Consider the following 18374-nt stretch of genomic DNA (forward strand, 5'->3'; position numbering starts at 1 on the left):
GGTGATGACCGCGGGCGCTCGCTCATGTCGGCTCAGCGCGACCACGGCGCCACACCGGGCGCCGGAAAAGCGCGGGCAGGCTGGATCGTCGCTGAACCGCGCGGCGGTACACTTCGTCGCACAGAGGGTGGAGCCGATCGTCGGAGTGCAAGTCGGCACGGTCGCGAAAGCCATGTGCTCACGCACTGGAGTAGCCGCCGCCGATGAACCCGCGGACACCCGCCTCACCTTTGAAGTCTTCTCATCCAGGGTGGTGCTGCACAGATAGAAGTTCCTATCGGTTAGTGGCATGGGGTGGTGCCGCGAAAAACCAAGCCGCTGCATCCCGTGGGGGACGTGATGCGCACCGATATTTTGAAGAATCAGAAGGGTAGCGTTATGTCCGTTATCGAGTCCTCCATCCCCGCAGTGCTGAGCGACAATGCGTGCCGGCAACCCAATGACACGGCATTCACGTTCATCGACTACGACGTCGATCCCAAAGGCTTCGCAGAGAGCCTGACCTGGTCGCAGCTGCGCCGACGCGCATTGACCGTTGCCGCGGAGCTGCGGCGTTGCGGGACGACCGGCGATCGAGTGGCGATATTGGCCCCGCAGAGTCTCGACTACGTCGTCGGTTTTCTCGGGGCGTTAGAGGCGGGTTTCATCGCGGTTCCGCTGTCGGTCCCGCAATTCGGCGCCCACGACAGCCGCATTTCGTCGGCACTACAGGATTGCACTCCCGCCGCCATTATCACGACGTCCGCCGCCGTTGATGGGGTCGTCAAGTATGCGGAATCGCACGGCGGATCGGTCGCGCCGACGGTCCTTGAAATTGACTCTCTCGACTATTACTCCGCCGGGGAATTGACGGCGGAATACGAGCATCCGAAGGAAGCGTATCTGCAGTACACGTCGGGGTCGACGGGCCAGCCCGCCGGTGTCGTAATCACCCACGAGAACGTGGTGACGAATTGCCAGCAGCTCGAGTCGGGCCTGTTCGACGTTTCCGGGCCGCCCGAAACGCTGGTGTCGTGGCTGCCCTTCTACCACGACATGGGGCTCATCCAGGGAATCTGCTACCCCATCGTGTGGGGCCTGCCCGCGGTGCTGACCAGTCCGATCGCGTTCCTGATCGAGCCGGCCCGCTGGATGCGGCTGCTGGCGAGCAACCCCCGGCCGTTCTCCGGCGGACCGAACTTCGCCTTCGATCTGGCGGTGCGCCGGATTTCGGACGACGACATGGCCGGGCTCGACCTGAGCGGCGTGGTGGGCCTGGCCAATGGCAGTGAACGCGTGCAGCCGGCATCGATCACCCGCTTCATGGAGCGGTTCTCCCAATATGGCCTCCCCGAGCCGGCCATCCGGCCGTCCTATGGCCTGGCCGAGGCGACGCTGTACGTCGCCAGTGCGAAGACGGGACAGGCGCCCAAATCAGTGCGCTTTCAGTACGAGCAGCTGTCGGGGGGTCAGGCCACGCCCTGCACCGAGGCGGAGGGCGGCAGCGATCTGATCAGCTACGGCGCCATGAAGTCGCCGCTGGTGCGAATCGTCAACCCCGACACCAAGACCGAGACGGCGCCCGGCGTCATCGGAGAGATCTGGGCGCACGGCCGCAACATCGGCAACGGGTACTGGCGCAACCCGGAGCGGACCAAGCGCACGTTCGGTGCCCGGATCACCCACCCCTCCGCGGGCACACCCGAGGGGCCCTGGCTGCGGACCGGCGACCTGGGGTTCATCTCCGACGGCGAACTGTTCATCATGGGCCGGCTGAAGGATCTGCTCATCGTGGACGGCCGTAACCACTACCCGGACGACATCGAATCGACGATCGGGCAGATCACCAAGGGCCGGGTGGCGGCGATTTCGGTTGCCAACGACACCAGCGAGCAGCTTGTCGCCATCGCCGAGGTCAAGAACAAGGCCGGCTCCGACGAGGACGCTCAACAGAAGCTCCGCTCGATCAGGCGCGATGTCGCCGCGGCGATTTCGAGTGCGCACGGTGTGCGTATCGCCGATCTCGTGCTGGTGGCGCCGGGTTCGCTTCCACTCACGACGAGCGGCAAGGTGCGCCGGTCGACGTGCGTCGAGTCCTACCGGCTCGAGGAGTTTGAACGTTTGGACGTTTCGGCGTGACGTCGGCCGGTCCTGATGCGGCCGGGGGGCTCGAGCGCTGGTTGATCGACTATCTCGTCAGCGAGATCGGTTGTGATCGTGGAGAGGTCGGCCTCGATGTGGCGTTCAACGACTTGGGAGTGGGCTCGCGCGACGCGGTCGTACTCTCGGGCGAGTTGGCGACACTGGTCGGCCGGTCGGTCTCGCCGTTGGACTTCTGGCAGCACCCCACGATCAACGAATTGGTGCGGTTTCTGACCACGCCCGAGTCGGAGTCCGAGGCGCCGGCCGATTCGGAGCGTGGTTGGGCCGACGAGCCGGTTGCCGTGATCGGAGTGGGATGCCGTTTTCCCGGTGACATTTCCGGACCGGAAGCGTACTGGCGGTTCCTGTGTGAGGGGCGTTCGTCGGTAACCGAGGTGCCCGCGGACCGATGGCTGGCGTTCGACGACGGCTCACCGGAGATCACGAAGGTGCTGGCCGGTACCACCCGGTGGGCTTCGGTGTTGAGCGACGTCGAAGGTTTCGACGCCGAGTTCTTCGAGATCTCCCCGCGGGAAGCGACCGCGATGGACCCGCAGCAGCGGCTATTGCTGGAAGTGGCCTGGGAAGCGTTGGAGCATGCCGGGATTCCCGCGGAATCACTGCGTCGTTCCCAGACCGGGGTCTTCGCCGGCGCGTGTGCGACCGACTACGGGTACCTGGCCGGAACGGATCTGTCCCGGGTCGACGCGTGGAGCAACATCGGCGGCGCGCTGAGCATCATCGCCAACCGGCTGTCGTATGTTCTGGATCTTCGCGGCCCCTCGGTGTCGGTGGACACGGCCTGTTCGTCGTCGCTGGTGGCCGTGCACCTGGGATGCCAGAGCCTGCGCACCGGGGATTGCGATCTGGCCATCGCCGCGGGAGTGAACCTGCTGTTGTCGCCGGCCATCTTCCGCAGCTTCGACGGGGCCGAAGCGTTGTCACCGACCGGGCAGTGTAAATCCTTCGATGCCGACGCGAATGGATTCGTCCGCGGCGAAGGGTGCGGCGCGGTGATACTCAAGCGAGTCAGCGACGCTGTGCGCGACGGTGATCGGGTGCTGGCGGTGCTGCGTGGATCGGCCGTCAATCAGGACGGCCGATCGAATGGGCTGATGGCACCGAACCCGGCTGCACAGATGGCGGTGCTACGCGCGGCGTGTGCCAACGCCGGCGTCGCTCCGCATCAGGTCGATTACGTCGAGACCCACGGAACCGGAACGCTTTTGGGCGATCCCATCGAGGCGCGCGCACTGGGTACGGTGCTGGGCCGCGGGCGCCCCGAAGACGGTCCGCTGCTGATCGGCGCCGTCAAATCGAACATTGGCCACCTGGAGGGCGCGGCCGGAATCGCCGGCCTGATCAAGGCGGTGCTGGCGGTACACCGCGGGCATATCCCGCCGAACCTGAACTACCAGACCCCGAACCCGCACATTCCGTTCGACCAGATGCGGCTGAAAGTCGTTGCCGAGCCTACTGATTGGCCCGACACCGGGCTGCCGCGACGGGCGGGGGTGTCGTCCTTCGGCTTCGGCGGCACCAATGCCCACGTAGTGATCGAACAGGCTCCCGAGACGGGTCCCATTGCATCCCAACCGGTTCCGGCCGTGAGCACGCTGGTGCTGTCGGGCAAGACCACCGAGCGCGTCAGTTCGCTGGCGTCGGCGTTGGCAGACTGGATGGACGGTGACGGCGCGGATGTGGCATTGCCCGATGTCGCGCACACGCTCAATCACCACCGGTCCCGGCACCCCGTGTTCGGCACCGTGTGCGCGCGCGATCGCAAGCATGCGATTGTCGGATTGCGCGCACTGGCCGACGGCACGCCGGCCGACGGTGTGGTGGCCCCACAGCAGACAACGTCGCGGCCCGGCACGGTGTTCGTGTATTCCGGGCAGGGCTCCCAGTGGGCGGGGATGGGCCGCCAGCTGCTGGCCGACGAACCGGTGTTCGCCGCGGCGATCGCCGAGTTGGAACCGATATTCGTCGCACACGCCGGGTTTTCGCTGCAGCGGGTGCTGGCCGACGGCGAGCCGGTCACCGGTATCGAGCGGATTCAGCCGCTGCTGGTGGGCGTGCAGCTGGCGCTGACGGCGTTGTGGCGCTCCTACGGCGTCGAGCCGGACGCGGTGATCGGGCATTCGATGGGCGAGGTCACCGCGGCGGTGGTCGCCGGCGCGCTGAATGTTGCCGATGGATTGCGGGTGATCGCCACCCGGTCGCGACTGATGTCGCGGCTGTCCGGCCAGGGGGCGATGGCGTTGGTGGAGTCCGACGCCGCGACCACCGAGGCGCTGCTCGCCGATTACCCGCAGGTGAGCCTCGCCGTGTACGCCTCGCCCAGTCAGACGGTGATCGCCGGCCCGCCCGATCACGTCGACGCAGTGATGGCCGTTGTGGCCGACACCGATCGGCTGGCCCGGCGCATCGAGGTCGACGTGGCCAGCCATCACCGCATCATCGAGCCGATCCTGGCCGAATTGCGTTCTGAGCTAGCCGATTTAGACCCGGATACGCCGGCCATCCCGGTGATCAGCACGACGGCCGGCCCCGGCGACGACACGCCGGCTTTTGACGCCGACCACTGGGTGGCCAACCTGCGCAACCCGGTTCGGTTCAGCCAGGCCATTGCTCATGCTGCTAGCCAAGCCGGTGGGGCCCATGCCACCTTCATCGAGATCAGCCCACACCCGTTGCTCGCCCACGCCATCAACGACACCCTTGGCGCCGGGGAGTACCGGGTCGTCAGCACCCTGCAGCGCGACACCGACGACACCCTCACGTTCCACACCAACCTGAACGCGAGCCACACCGGTCATCCGCCCCAGACCCCGCACCCGCCCGAACCGCACCCGGCTCTGCCGTCGGCGCCCTGGCACCACACCCGCCACTGGCTCGGCGTCGCCGAGCATCATGCGCAGCTGCCGACCCGCGACTCCGAGGCAGCCGGTGGCCGAACCGTTTCCGTGCATCCCTTGTTGGGCGCCCACGTGCGGCTACTCGAAGAGCCCGAGCGTCATGTCTGGCAGGGCGAAGTCGGCACCACGGCACAGCCGTGGCTGGCAGACCACCAGGTGCACGGCGTTGCGGCTCTGCCGGGAGCCGCCTACTGCGAGATGGCGCTCGCGGCGGCGCGCGCGACGCTGGGTGACGCGTCGGAGGTACGCGACATCCGGTTCGAACGGATGCTGTTGCTCGACGGTGAGACGGCGCTGAGCGCCGACGCGGCGGTCCAGTCGCCCGGGGTGGTGGCCTTCGAGGTGCAAACCGACGAGGAGGGCGAGTACACGCGGCGGGCCGCGGCAACCTTGCAGGCCATCGACGAGCTGGGCCAACCACCCGTGCACGACGTCGCGGCGCTGCTCGCCGCCCACCCGAACCGGATCGACGGGACGTCGCTGCGGGAATGGTTCGACGACCGCGGGGTCCGGTTCGGCCCCGCGTTCGCCGGCCTGGCGGCCGTACGCACCGGCAACGCGGCAACCGGCACAGTGCTGGCCGAAGTCGCGGGCTCACCGCACGTTAGCCTGCAGCGCAGCGCGTTTCGTGCCCATCCCGCGCTGCTCGATGCCTGCTTCCAGTCGATCGCGGCTCATCCACGCAGCGGCGATATCGCCGAGGGCAGCCTGCTGTTGCCGTTGGGGGTCCGTCGGCTGCGCAGTTACGGATCGCTGCAGGACGCTCGTTACTGCCTGAGCCGGGTGACCCAGGCGAACCAGATCGGGATGGAAGCCGATCTCGACGTGTTCGACGAGAACGGAACCGTGCTGCTGGTCGTGCGGGGGCTGCGAGTGGGCAGCGACGTCTCCGAAAGCGTTGCGCGCCAACAATTGTTAGCCGAGCGCCTGCTGGCGGTCGAATGGGAACCGCGCGAGCTGCCCGTCGGCCAGAGCGCCGATGCCGGGAGCTGGCTGTTGCTGGCCGATGACGACGATCCGCTGTCCGCCCCGCTCGCCGAGGCGCTGAAAAGCGAAGGCGCCCAATGCGAGATCGCTGGACAGCTCGGCTCGCCGTCCAGCGATGTCACCGGTGTGGTGGTGCTGGCCGGGCCACCGGCCGCCGCCTTCGATGAGCAGTCCCCGGCCCGCGGCTGCGAGCAGGTGCGGGCTCTGGTGCGGATCGCCCGCTCGCTGGACGAGGGCGCCGGGGCGCCGCCCCGGTTGTACGTCGTGACCCGCAACGCCCAGACCGTGTTGCCCGATGACCAGCCCGACCTGGACCAGGCGGGCCTGCGTGGCCTGATGCGGGTGATTTCCGCCGAAGACGCCGAACCGCGGGCGATCCAGATCGATATCGACCAGGAGACCGACGCCGCGCAGTTGGTGCGTCAACTGCTGTCCGGATCGGACGAGGACGAAACCGCCTGGCGCGCCGCGCAGTTCTATGCCGCGCGGCTACGGCCCGCCCCGCTTCGCCCCGACGATCGGCAGACCGCCGTCGCGAACCATCAGCTCGACGGCATGCGCGTGGAGATTCGCACGCCGGGGGACCTGGAGGGTCTGGAACTCGTTGCGTTCGACCGCACCGCACCGGGGCCGGGCCAGATCGAGGTCGCGGTCACCGCGTCCAGCCTCAACTTCGCCGATGTGCTCATCGCCATGGGCCGATTCCCCAGCGTCGACGGGCGTCAACCACGCCTCGGTATGGATTTCGCGGGCGTGGTGACCGCGGTCGGGCCGGATGTCACCGACCATCAGGTCGGTGACCGGGTCGGCGGCGTATCCGAAAACGGCTGTTGGGCAACGTTTGTCACCTGCGACGCCAAACTTGCCGTGACGCTTCCGACTGGCCTGGATGCCGAGCAGGCGGTCGCGGCCACGACCGCGTACGCCACCGCCTGGTACGGCCTGCGGGACCTGGCCAGGATCAAGCCGGGGGAGCGGGTGCTGATTCACTCGGCAACCGGCGGAGTGGGGCGGGCCGCAATCGCGATAGCCCGGTCGGTTGGGGCGGAGATTTTTGCCACGGCGGGCAGCCCGCAGCGGCGTGCGCTGCTGCACGACATGGGCATCGAGCACGTTTACGATTCGCGCAGCACCGAATTCGCCGATCTGATTCGCCGCGACACCGACGGGTACGGCGTCGACGTCGTGCTCAACTCGGTCACCGGCGCCGCCCAGCGCGCGGGCTTCGAGCTGCTGGCCATCGGTGGACGATTCGTCGAGATCGGTAAGCGCGACGTTTACGGTGATACCCGGCTGGGTCAATATCCGTTCCGCCGCAACCTCACGTTCCACTACCTCGACCTCGCGCTGATGGCGGCCAGCCAGCCCCGGCAGGTAGGAGATCTGCTGAGCACGGTCTACCGGCTCGTCGGAGCGGGTGAGCTGCCGCCGCTCGAGCACACAATCTATCCACTTGACCAGGCGGCCAAGGCAATTCGGGTGATGGGTGCGGCCGAACACAACGGCAAACTCGTGCTGTCCGTACCGCGGGAGGGACACAGCACAGTGCTGGTGCCCCCGGAGCGGGCCACCGTTTTCCGCGGCGACGGTGCCTACATCATCACCGGCGGGCTGGGCGGGCTCGGGCTGTTCCTGGCGGCCGAGATGGGCAAGGCGGGCTGCGGCCGGATCGTGCTGACCGCCCGGGCCAATCCAACTCCCAAGGCGCGCCAGGCCATCGATCGGATCCGGGCCGGCGGGGTCGACGTCGTCGTGGAGTCCGGCAACATGGCCGAGGCCGATACCGCGGACCGGGTGGTGGCCGCGGCCACGGCCACCGGGCTTCCGCTGCGCGGGGTGCTGCATGCCGCGGCTGTGGTGGTCGACGCCACGTTGGCCAACATCACCGACGAGGTGATCGATCGTGACTGGGCGCCAAAGGTTTACGGCGCATGGAACCTGCACCGCGCCACGCTGGGCCAGCCACTGGACTGGTTCTGCTGTTTCTCCTCCGCGGCGGCACTACTGGGCACGCCAGGACAGGGTGCCTACGCGGCAGCCAACAGCTGGGTGGATGCCTTCACGTTGTGGCGGCGCCGCCAGGGCCTGCCGTCGTTGGCTATCGCATGGGGGGCGTGGGGCGAGGTCGGGCGCGCCAAGCACCTGGCCGACGGCGGACGTACCACGATGATCACCCCCGACGAAGGCGCGCAGGCGTTTACCGAACTGCTGCGCTATAACCGCGGCTACACCGGCTACGTCCCGATGACCGGGTCGTCGTGGCCGGCCGAGTTGGTGGCGCGCCGTCCGTTCGCCGAAGCCTTCCGGCACGCGGGACCGCACCAGGTCGGCGAGACCACGCTGCGCACCGAACTTCGATCGCTACCGCGGGACGAATGGCCCACCCGGCTTCGGCGTCTGATCACCGAGCAGACCGGTCTGATCCTGCGTCGCACCGTCGATCCGGACCGCCCGTTCGTCGAACACGGACTGGACTCATTGGGCAATCTGGAGCTGCGGACCCGCATCGAAGCCGAGATCGGTATCCGTGTCACGCCGAAGGCCATCGCCACCCACAACACCGCCCAGGCATTGAGCGTCCATCTGGCCGAGACGCTGGTGGCGGAGGTGGCAACACCGGCGGCTACCGGGGCCCCGACAACATAAAGCGTTGTCCTTCCGGCGATCTCAAGCCCATCTCTCGTCTGCCCCATGGTTCGGTCGTTGGCGGGCTGCTCGGGCCAAATCGTGTACCGCCAAGACGGGGTCGGCGCCGAGAAGCTCCATAGCGGTTCAGGCTAACCGGGTGGTGGTCAGGGTCACCCCGGCGGCCGGCAGCCGCGCCATCAGTGCGTCGCCCATCGCCGCGGCGGGGGTGAGCACACCGGATAGACCGGACAGGCGATCGCGATCGAGCGCGAGCGCCAGGCCGCTCTCGCCGAGCATGACCGAGGTCGCGTGGTACGCGTCGCAGTTCTGTGCGTACGTCGCCAGGTAGCGGGCCCCGGTCGTGGTGGTGGTGTAGGTCTGCATCCTGAAGTGACCACGTTGCTGCGAAGCGTCACTCGGACCGGCGCCCGGCTTGGGCAGCAGCCGCTGGACCCATCGCCGCGGCAATCGGTGCGAATGCCGATTCGCCAACCGGAAGCCGCCCGCCAGGGCAGCCGTGACGGTCCTGGCGGCGAGCGGAGCCACAAACGATCTTCCCAGACTCATCGTTTCCGAATAGCGGAACCGCCGGCCATACGTCCATTCTTGTAATGCATTGCTGCGTCGCACTATTCGGTCGTTGTAGGGGCCTTGAAAGAACCCTCCAAGCGAGAACTCGGCTAGTTCGGGTGCGACGTCGCGGCCCCGATGCCACGAAAAGTCGGGCTGCGGACCGAGTTCGGGTTCGGCCCCGCGGTCGGTGGTCAGCGTGTAAGGATCCTCGACGAGTCGGCGCGCTTGCGCGTCGGCAGACGCTGTGCGCATCGCATCGAAATACGATGCGAGGGTTCCGCCGGAGGCCCCGGTTTGCCGAAACGCCCGCAGCACCAGCATCGTGTCGCAGAGCTGGCCGGCCCCGTCTTCGCGTGCCTGTCGGTACAGCTGGTAGACGTTGAGATCCGAAGGGATGGAGTCGAATCCGCACGACAGCACGATCCGGGCGCCGGTGTCGACGGCCTGCTTGTGGTATTGGTCGATGGCGTTGCGGGCGAACATCAACTCGCCGGTCAGGTCGGCGTAGTCCGTTGCGGCCGCAGCGCAGGCGGCCACCAGTGGCAGGCCGTATTGCGCGTAGGGCCCGACGGTCGTCAGCACCACCCGGGTTCGGGACGCCATCGCGGCCAGCGTCGGCGGTTGCGCCGCGTCGGCGACGATCACCGGCCAATCCGCCGCCGCGGGGCCCAGTGTCTGCCGCACGGCCCGCAGGCGTTCACTGCTCCGGCCGGCCAGGGCGACGCGTGCCGCAGACCCGCACCGGGCGAGGTATTCCGCGGTCAGCGTGCCGGAAAAGCCGGTGGCCCCGTACAAGACGATGTCGAACTCACGCTCGGTGGTCACTCCACCATCCAGCTGTCCTCGGCGGGTGCTGCGCACAACAGGGCATGGACTTGCTTCAGCGACTCCTCGTGGCCGGGCAGGTTGGAGTGGCGCTCGATGTACAGCTGACCCGCGAAGGTCCAGCAACTGTAGAGATCGACCGGTGCGTGGGCCGCGAAGTGGAATTCGCCGCCCACGTCGGTGATTTCGACGCCTTCGGGCGTGCGCAGGCCGGGGATCGAGCCGACGTCGGTGCACATCACGAACGGGGGGAGTCCGGGCAGGCTGCCTTCGTACTGGAGGCTGAAGTGCAGCGAGGACTGCTGGATCAGGCCTTCGGACAGGTCGGCGCGAAACGCCTCCACGATGCCCCCGGCCAAGCCGACGAGATCGGTGTCGGGCCCGATTTCGGCCAGATAGCTCGCCAACCCCAGCGGCATCGTGGCATCGGTTGCACCGACCGGGGGGGTGAGGTGATAGCGCAGGTCGACCGGATAGAAGTACGGAATCGGAACGTGCGGGGTGTTGCGGAGTTCCCATTCGGCCAGCAGCAGCGCCGCGGCCACCAGGGAGTTGAGGCTGAGCGCATTGGCCCGGCCCAATTCCACCAACGCCGATGTCTCCTGCTCGGTGAAGCGGACTCGTGCCACCGGAATATGTTGCATCAGATCGGAATTCGTCACTATGGCCGGCTTCTCGACGGCGGGCAGGTCGTAGGCGAAGGCCGCCGGGAAAAGCCGTTCCAGCCCCGAACGCTCCTGCTTGGCGACGCCGCGCTGTTCGAGCAGCGCCTCGAGCGATTCGGGAGCGGGTTGCGGGGTCACCGGACCGGCATCGCCGGTTTCCACCACGTTGGTATAGCGGGACAGCAGCTCTTCAAACAGGCCGAAGACATGGTGCCCGTCGGCCAGCGCGTGGTGTGCATACAACGTCAGTTCGCTTTGTTCGCTGTTGATCTGCAACCGAAGATTCAGCAGGGATTGGTTCTGATCCAGGCGCATGCCGGCGATCGCGGCCTCCGACGTGTGCTCATCGACGATCCACAGCCCCGGATGCATGACGTCTTCGGCGACGATCTGATGCCGGCCGTCGTCGGCCTGCTCGAGGTGGCCGGCCCAGATGGGGTACATCTGCAGAAGCGCATCGAAAGCGTCTGCCATTGCGTCGATATCGACGTCACCGGTGATGTGTATCTTCAGCCCGAAAAAGGTCTCATTGGCCGCGAACACTTCTTCGCTGTGCGCGAGCTTGCGGATCACGGATCCGGAAAACACTGCTGACTTCCCCTATCTGCGTGTGCTGGCCCGTCGATAACCCACCAGCGTTGGTCCGATGCAGACCGCGGTGATGCCGGTGACCCACAGCAATGTCTCGATCATCGGCGAGCGCACCGGCCCGCCCAGCGCCAGCGCGCGCATCGTGTCGATCGCGCAGCTGATCGGCTGGTGGGCAACCACCGGCTGGATCCACTTGGGAAATTGGTCCACCGGCAGGAACCCGGTCGAGAAGAGGATCGCGAGTAGGTGCACCAGCGTAATCGCCTCGAGGAGAAAGTTCTTCGACGCATACCAGGCGATCGTGGTGATCAGGGTCGCGAAGGCGAGTCCGAACAGCACCGGGACGCTCAGCCACACCAGGGTGGGCAGGATGCCCTGTTTGAAGCGGAAACCCAGCACCATCCCCGCGACCAGCACGATCCCCGTCGTGACGACGATCCGGGCCATCTCGGCGACGATCCGCGAACAGACGCCCGACGCCCGGTGTACGGGCACCACCCACAGCCGGCGCAACAGGCCCTCGTCGCGCTCGACGATGAGGCCGATCGCACCGACGGCCGATCCGTTGACCGCCGCGGCGAGCACGTTCATCGGAACCGTGTTGAACAGCGCGTCGTACCCGGCGACCTGGGTAACGGCATGGCCCAGAACAATATTCATGGTGATCAGGAACAGCACGGGCAACACCGTGACCATGATGATCGCGGTGATGTCACGTGACCACTTGGTGAGTATCCGCCGGGTCTGCACCAGGGTTTGCGGGATCAGCAGTCGCGCCGAATTCTCGCGCACCCGCGGCGCGGCGGCGCGGCGCGCGGTTTCCTCGTATACCAGAGTCATCATGCCCGCTTCGCCAAAACGATGACCGATACCGGGACCAGCAGCGCGGCCAATCCGCACAACCACACCAGCGTCGGCGCCAGCACGGACCAGGTCAACGATGTGTGGAACGGTGCGACGTCGGCGGCCGCGGCATGCAGACTGTCGACCAGCGCGGAGATCGGCTGGTTGCGAACGAAGGGCTGGACCCAGCGGGGGAACTGCTCGACCGGTTGAACACCGACCGACAGCAACCCAAAGATCAACGGCGGCAACGTCAGCATGGGAGCCATCGCCTCGGGATTGCGGGATCCGGTGCCCAACAGGTCCGCCGCGAATGACAGCACCGCCCCGAACACGAGTACCAACACGCAGAAGGCAACGGTGTCGACGGCCGAGCCGCGAAAACGAAATCCTATGGTATAGCCGCAGATCAGGGCCACCGTCAGAGACACCGTGCACCGGTACAGCGCGGCGGAGATGCGGGCGGCCACCGGGGTGAACGGTGGGATCGGCATGGACCGGAACCGGCGGTTGACGCCCTGCACCGAATCCGTCGCGGCCCGAAACGCCGTCGACATCGCGGCAAAAGTGATGGCCTCCAAGGCGATCAGCGGCATCAAGTACTGCGCGTAGCTACTGGCCACACCCCTGGTGACGTTGCCCATGATCTGGTGCAGCGGGATGTAGAAGCCCGCGGTGAACACCACCGAGACCGCGATCGTGATTGCGAGCTCACCGTTGCGCACGGTGGGCGCGATGAAGCGAGTGGTGAGCACCCACCACTGGGCCCGCATCGAGGGGTGGGGTCGCGCCTGGGATCCCGCGAAGCCGGCGGCGGTCACCCGATCGCCTCGGCAACGGATGTCGCGGGATCCTTTGTCAACGCCAGGAATACGTCGTCCAGCGACGGGCGGCGCAGCGCAACGTCGGCAACGGCGATGTCGGCGGCGGCGAGCCGTCCCACGGCCTCGAGGAGCGTGTTGGCGCCGTCGGGGGCCGGCATGGCGATGCGGTCGGAATCGGTTGTCAGCGCGGCCCGATTCTCCTCCGTCAACAGCGAGCCCAGGATCTCGGCGATCACCGCCAGATCGTGCAAGTCGCGCGGAACGACCTCCAGGTAGCTGCCGCCCGTGCGTGCCTTGAGCTCGTCGGCCGTTCCCTCGGCGATGATCCGTCCGTGGTCGATGACGATGATCCGGTCGGCCAGCGCGTCGGCTTCCTCGAGATATTGTGTGGTCAACAGCGTGGCGATGCCGCGGTCCTTGAAATTGCTGACTAGATCCCAAATGCCTTGCCTGCTACGGGGATCCAAGCCGGTGGTCGGCTCGTCCAAGAAGACCACCTGTGGCGGGACCACCAGGCCGCAGGCAATGTCGATCCGTCGCCGCATCCCGCCCGAGTATGTCTTCACGCGCCGATCGGCGGCGTATACCAGATCGAATTCCTCGATCAGTTCCTTCGCGCGGCTGCGCGCGGCCGCCTTTTTCAACCCGTAGAGGCGACCGAACATGAAAAGGTTTTCCAGGCCGGTCAGCGTGTCGTCGATCGCCACCTGCTGTCCGGTCAGCATGATCGACCGGCGCACACCGGCCGGCTCGGACACTACGTCGTAGCTGGCGACCAGCGCGCGGCCCTCGTCCGGGCGGCTCAGCGTCGACAAGATGTCGACCAGCGTGGTCTTGCCGGCCCCGTTCGGGCCGAGCAGGCCGAGCACCTCACCACGGCCGACTTCGAAGCTGACCTCATGCAAGGCCACGAAATCACCGAAGGTCTTGCGCACTTTGTCGACGACGACGGCCTTGTCGAAGTCACGCTCTGCGTTGTTCATCGAGCCCCCCTCAGTCGAACGACGACAAGTCCACCAGCGCCAGCTCCACCGGTGCCGAGCCCGTATCGCCATCGTCGGGGATGGCATCGACAGCCTCGGAGATCAAGGCCCGCACTGCGATGGGGAAACGTTCGACCAGCGCTTGCGCCCGCTGCAGTGCGACGCGGCGCGCGTCGTACCACCAATCCAGATGCAGCGCGCCGGAATAGCGGTACACACGAAGTTCGACCGCATGGCCCAGCCCAGGAATCGGATCGCGCACCGGCAGCGCCGCGTCGGAATCGAACTGCACCGGCGCGTCCAATGGCGGCGGCTCCGGGACCGTGCCGACGTAGCGCAGGTGGATGTCGGAGGCGCCGGCGGCGGCCAGCGTCCGGGCGGTGGGCGCATACACGTAGCGAAGCAGTCCGTAGCCGACGCCGAAGTGCGGCACGGATTTCAGGGTGTCGCTCACGCCTGCCAGCAGCTCGGTCGCAGCCGCGGCCTTCGTGCATCGCAGCGCGGCCGGATAGATCGTCGTGAACCGGCCGATGGTGCGGCGCAGATCGACGTCCGGCCTCAGCACCGAACGGCCGGTGCCCTCCAAGTCGACCGAAACCGCACCCTCGCCGACGGTTTGGGCGATCGTTGCGCTCAACGCCGCCAGCAGAACCTCCTCGATCGACACGCCGAGCCTGCGGCGGGCGTCGTCGACTTCGGCTGTTTCCGCGACGTCCAGCGCCGACGGCAGCCTCAGCAGGTCGCCGGCGCTCGGCGGGTCGGTGATTGCGGGATCGCCCAGGTGGACCGTCGCCGTGGTCAGGGTCTGCAGCCAGAAGTCGCGGGTGTCCACGACGGCCGGATGCGTTGCCAGGGCCCCGGTGCGCAGCGACCAATCGCGCCACCCGGCGGCGGTCGGGGGCAGCAGGATCTCTTCGCCCGCAAGGTGTTGGGACAAGGCGGTGAACAGATCGGTCAGCAGGATTTCGCGCGAGGCGATGTCCGCGATCATCTCGTGGGCGGACAACACCAGGTAGGAACCGGCGGCGCCACCGGTGATATGGGTCGCGGTGAACAACGCGGTCAGGTCGTCCTGGGCCACCAGTTCGGCCACCACGTCGCGCACCGCGGCCCGCTCGTCGGCCACCCCGGCGGGCAGCGTCCGCGACGACAGGCGGCCGAATTCCTGTGGCGCGGCGATGTGCTGCTCCCAGGTGCCCGCTCGGTCGACGAGCTCGAGGCGCAACGCGTCATGGTGATTGGCCAACGCGGTCAGCACGGCGCGGACGTCGTCGATCGTGACGCTGGGCGCGAGTGAGAAGATCAGCGGGACGCGCCAGCGACCGGCTTCTCGCACACCGTGTTCCAGGAAACCGGCGATATTGGCGGGCACCGGTGAATACGCGTCGGCGTCCGGTGGTTGCGTCAGCCCGGCCCCGGTGAACTCGGCGTCGACGGCAGCGGCCAGGCTGGCCAGGGTCGGGTGTTCGTAGAGATGCTGCGGGGTGACGACCAAGCCGGAATTGTTGGCACTCGTCGAGATGCCGATCGCGATCAGCGAGTCTCCACCGAGGTCAAAGAAATTGGCGTTGCGGTCCAGGGAGGTGACGCCCAGGCACTGCATCCAGATGCGATGCAACGTCGCCTCGGTGGCCGATTGACCGTTGACCGGTGCCGCGGCGACGGCGACGCCGTTGGTGGACGAGCCGTTGACCTCCGCGGCCGCGCCGGTCCACACGATGGGCTTGGGGTCAACCCAATGCCGCTCGCGTGCAAAGGGATAACCGGGCAGGCTGACGATGCTGTTGGTTGATCCGGTGACCGGCGACCAGTCCACGGCCACGTCGGCCGCCCATAGCTGGCCGAGGCCGAGCAAGAAGGCGTCCCGGTCGTCGGTGTTCTGCACGGGGTGGCGCATCAGCCGCACGGCGCGGTGCTTGCCCGACCACTTGGAGTGCCGGATCGCCGATCCGGTCAGGCTGCCGCCCGGGCCCATTTCGACCAGGACCCGGTCGGCATCGCTCAGCAACACGTCGAGTTCGTCGGCGAACTTGATGGTCGCGCTGATCTGGCGCGCCCAGCTGGCCGGGTCGGTGGCCTGCTCGTCGGTCATCCAGGTTCCGGTCAGGTTGGACAGCAGCGGCGTGTTCGGCCGGTGCAGCTCGACACCGCAGAGGAACTCCTGGAACTGCGCTGCCATGGAATTCATTGCGCTGGAATGGAATGCGTGCGTCGCGCGGACCCGTCGAGCGTTGATGCCGCGTTCGCGCAGCCGCCCGGTGAACGCGCGAATCTGGTCGTTCGGTCCGGCGACGACGCAGTTGCCGGGATCGTTGACCGCGGACAGATCGACCCCGGGGGTAAGGAATTCGGCGATGTCGTCGGGCCCCAGCGCCACGGCGACCATGGAGCCGGGCGGGGATTCGTGCATCAGGCGGGCACGCAAGGACACCGTCTTGATCGCCGTCGGAAGATCGAAAACCCCCGCCAGCGTGGCCGCGATGTACTCGCCGGTGCTGTATCCGAGGTACGCGCCGGCTCGCACACCAAAGGTCTCGACCAGTCTCGCCAACGCGTACTCCACCGTGAACAGCGCCGGCTGAGAACGGTCAATGCGCTCCAAATCCGTTGTGGCGTCGCCGAATATCTCGGCACGCAGGTCGATCCCCATCTCGTCGTTGAATCCCGCCACGCAGGCGTCGAAGTGTTCGGCGAAAACCGGCTCGGTATCGTACAGACCCCGGGCCATCCCGACGTGCTGAGCGCCTTGCCCCGGAAACATGAAAACGACCCGGTCGGCCGTGGATTCGTCGGTGTCGCCGTGACTGACGGACTCCCCGACGAAAACGTTGTCGTGCTCCGCGGCCTGCAGTACCTTCGCCGCGTGCTCGCGATCGTGCACCACCGCCGCCATGGCGATGCCGTGCTTGCGACGAGCGGACAGGGTGAAAGCAGCGTCCGCCAGGTCGGGTCCGTCCGGGTCGGCCAACGTCCGGGCCAGGGCGGCACGCGATTCCTCCAGCGCCGCCGGCGTTCGTGCGGACAACAGCAGCACCTGGGGACGGTCGGGCTTGGCGGCGTCCGGGACCCGCGGCGCTTCTTCCACCACGACGTGCACGTTGGTGCCGCCCACGCCGAACGAACTGACACCGGCCCGGCGCACGCCGTCCCATTCCCACGGGCCGTACTCGCTGCGCACGGTGAACGGAGTCTCGTCGAGATGCAGTTCCGGGTTGGGACTGGTGAAGTGCAGCGTGGCGGGAATCGCCTGGTGCTTCAGGCACAGAATCGCCTTGACCAGACTCACCACGCCCGCGGCCACCTCGAGATGGCCGATGTTCGATTTGACCGACCCCAGCACACACGGTCCGGGCCGCGGCGTCTCGGACACGGCGAACGCGGCTTTGAGGCCCTGGACTTCGATCGGATCGCCCAGCGCCGTACCGGTTCCGTGTGTCTCGACGTAACTCACGGTCGAGGCATCGATACCCGATACCGCATGGGCTTCGGCGATCACATCGGCCTGCGCGGCGGGGTTCGGCGCCGCGTACCCCATCTTCATGGATCCGTCGTTGTTGATCGCGGACCCGCGGATGACCGCGTGAATCCGGTCCCCGGCATCGATGGCGGCCTGCAGTGGCTTGAGAACCACGATCGCGGCACCGCTGCCGAACACCGTCCCATCGGCGCGCACGTCGAACGGGCGGCAGTGGCCGACCGCCGACACCATCGCTCCCGGTGAGTTCCAGTAACCGACACGATGCGGGATGGCCAGCGATGACCCGCCGGCCAGGGCCATGTCACATTCCCCGGACAGCAGGCTCTGGCAGGCCAGGTGGATGGCGACCAGTGACGACGAGCACGCGGTCTGAACCGAGATGCTCGGCCCGCGCAGGTCGAATTGATGCGATACCCGCGTCGCCAGGAAGTCCTTGTCGTTCTGCAGGAACAGGTTGAACTGCTCGAAGTCGAGTCCGGTCGCCATGAAGGCGCCGCCGCCGTGATGCGACGCCAGGTTGTGCATCAGATAACCGCTGGGGGAGCTGGTTCCGTAGACGCCGATCGCGCCGTCGAACTCGGCGGGGTCACACCCGGCATCCTCGAACGCATGCCACGCGCACTGCAGGAACAACCGGTGTTGCGGATCCAGCTTGCGGGCGAGTTGCGGTGGGAATCCGAAGAACTCGGCATCGAACTCGTCGAAACCGTCGATCAGGGGCGCGCGCCGTACATACCCGGGGTTCGCCAGCACCTCGTCGCCGACGCCGGCAGCGCGCAGGTCGTCCTCGGACAGCGTGGTGATCGACTCCTCGCCGCGCCGAAGGTTGTCCCAGAAGTCCGCAACATTGTTGGCGCCCGGGAATCTTCCGGCCATGCCGATCACCGCGATGGCGTTGTCCGGCGGTGCCGTTGCGTAAGCCTCTGGCGTGCTCATTC

8 protein-coding genes are annotated in these 18374 nt (G+C 67.2%); 2 read left to right on the top strand and 6 right to left on the bottom strand.

Annotation, left to right across the window (positions count from 1 at the left end):
- Window positions 1-378 precede the first annotated feature (378 nt).
- Both AC5Y5O_RS14720 and pks2 read left to right on the top strand, forming a co-directional pair.
- Complete coding sequence (locus tag AC5Y5O_RS14720; RefSeq protein ID WP_500025626.1) at window positions 379-2118, top strand: AMP-binding protein; 1740 nt, start codon at window positions 379-381, stop codon at window positions 2116-2118.
- The gene (gene pks2, locus AC5Y5O_RS14725; RefSeq protein WP_500025627.1) at window positions 2115-8672 is read left to right on the top strand and encodes a sulfolipid-1 biosynthesis phthioceranic/hydroxyphthioceranic acid synthase; all 6558 of its coding nucleotides are present in this window, start codon (window positions 2115-2117) and stop codon (window positions 8670-8672) included. The genes AC5Y5O_RS14720 and pks2 overlap by 4 nt, the downstream gene beginning before the upstream one ends.
- 126 nt (window positions 8673-8798) lie before the next feature.
- On the opposite strand, the gene AC5Y5O_RS14730 is transcribed toward pks2, so the two are convergent.
- From AC5Y5O_RS14730 to AC5Y5O_RS14755, 6 genes are read right to left on the bottom strand one after another with little or no spacing between them, the layout of a single operon-like run.
- A complete protein-coding gene (locus AC5Y5O_RS14730; RefSeq protein ID WP_500025628.1) occupies window positions 8799-10052 on the bottom strand; it encodes a saccharopine dehydrogenase family protein in 1254 nt (417 codons plus the stop codon).
- Window positions 10049-11305, bottom strand: a complete 1257-nt coding sequence (locus AC5Y5O_RS14735) for a phthiocerol/phthiodiolone dimycocerosyl transferase family protein (protein WP_500025629.1) — start codon at window positions 11303-11305, stop codon at window positions 10049-10051. The genes AC5Y5O_RS14730 and AC5Y5O_RS14735 overlap by 4 nt, the downstream gene beginning before the upstream one ends.
- A 12-nt stretch (window positions 11306-11317) precedes the next feature.
- Window positions 11318-12151, bottom strand: a complete 834-nt coding sequence (locus AC5Y5O_RS14740; RefSeq protein ID WP_500025630.1) for an ABC transporter permease — start codon at window positions 12149-12151, stop codon at window positions 11318-11320.
- Window positions 12148-12924 (bottom strand): ABC transporter permease, encoded by a 777-nt coding sequence (locus AC5Y5O_RS14745; RefSeq protein ID WP_096290979.1) that lies wholly within the window; start codon window positions 12922-12924, stop codon window positions 12148-12150. The genes AC5Y5O_RS14740 and AC5Y5O_RS14745 overlap by 4 nt, the downstream gene beginning before the upstream one ends.
- A gap of 44 nt (window positions 12925-12968) precedes the next feature.
- Entirely contained in the window at window positions 12969-13958 is a 990-nt protein-coding gene (locus tag AC5Y5O_RS14750; protein ID WP_500025631.1) for an ATP-binding cassette domain-containing protein, read from the bottom strand.
- A 10-nt stretch (window positions 13959-13968) separates the two neighbouring features.
- On the bottom strand, window positions 13969-18372 hold the full coding sequence (locus AC5Y5O_RS14755; protein WP_500025632.1) for a type I polyketide synthase: 4404 nt from the start codon (window positions 18370-18372) through the stop codon (window positions 13969-13971).
- Window positions 18373-18374 lie beyond the last annotated feature (2 nt).

This window comes from Mycobacterium sp. NGS40 (assembly GCF_059812735.1).

Bases quoted from the DNA above. Each gene is read 5' to 3' on its own strand.
- AC5Y5O_RS14720 (WP_500025626.1), top strand. From the start codon at position 379: ATGTCCGTTATCGAGTCCTCCATCCCCGCAGTGCTGAGCGACAATGCG.
- AC5Y5O_RS14740 (WP_500025630.1), bottom strand. From the start codon at position 12,151: ATGATGACTCTGGTATACGAGGAAACCGCGCGCCGCGCCGCCGCGCCG.
- AC5Y5O_RS14750 (WP_500025631.1), bottom strand. From the start codon at position 13,958: ATGAACAACGCAGAGCGTGACTTCGACAAGGCCGTCGTCGTCGACAAA.
- AC5Y5O_RS14745 (WP_096290979.1), bottom strand. From the start codon at position 12,924: ATGCGGGCCCAGTGGTGGGTGCTCACCACTCGCTTCATCGCGCCCACC.
- AC5Y5O_RS14755 (WP_500025632.1), bottom strand. From the start codon at position 18,372: ATGAGCACGCCAGAGGCTTACGCAACGGCACCGCCGGACAACGCCATC.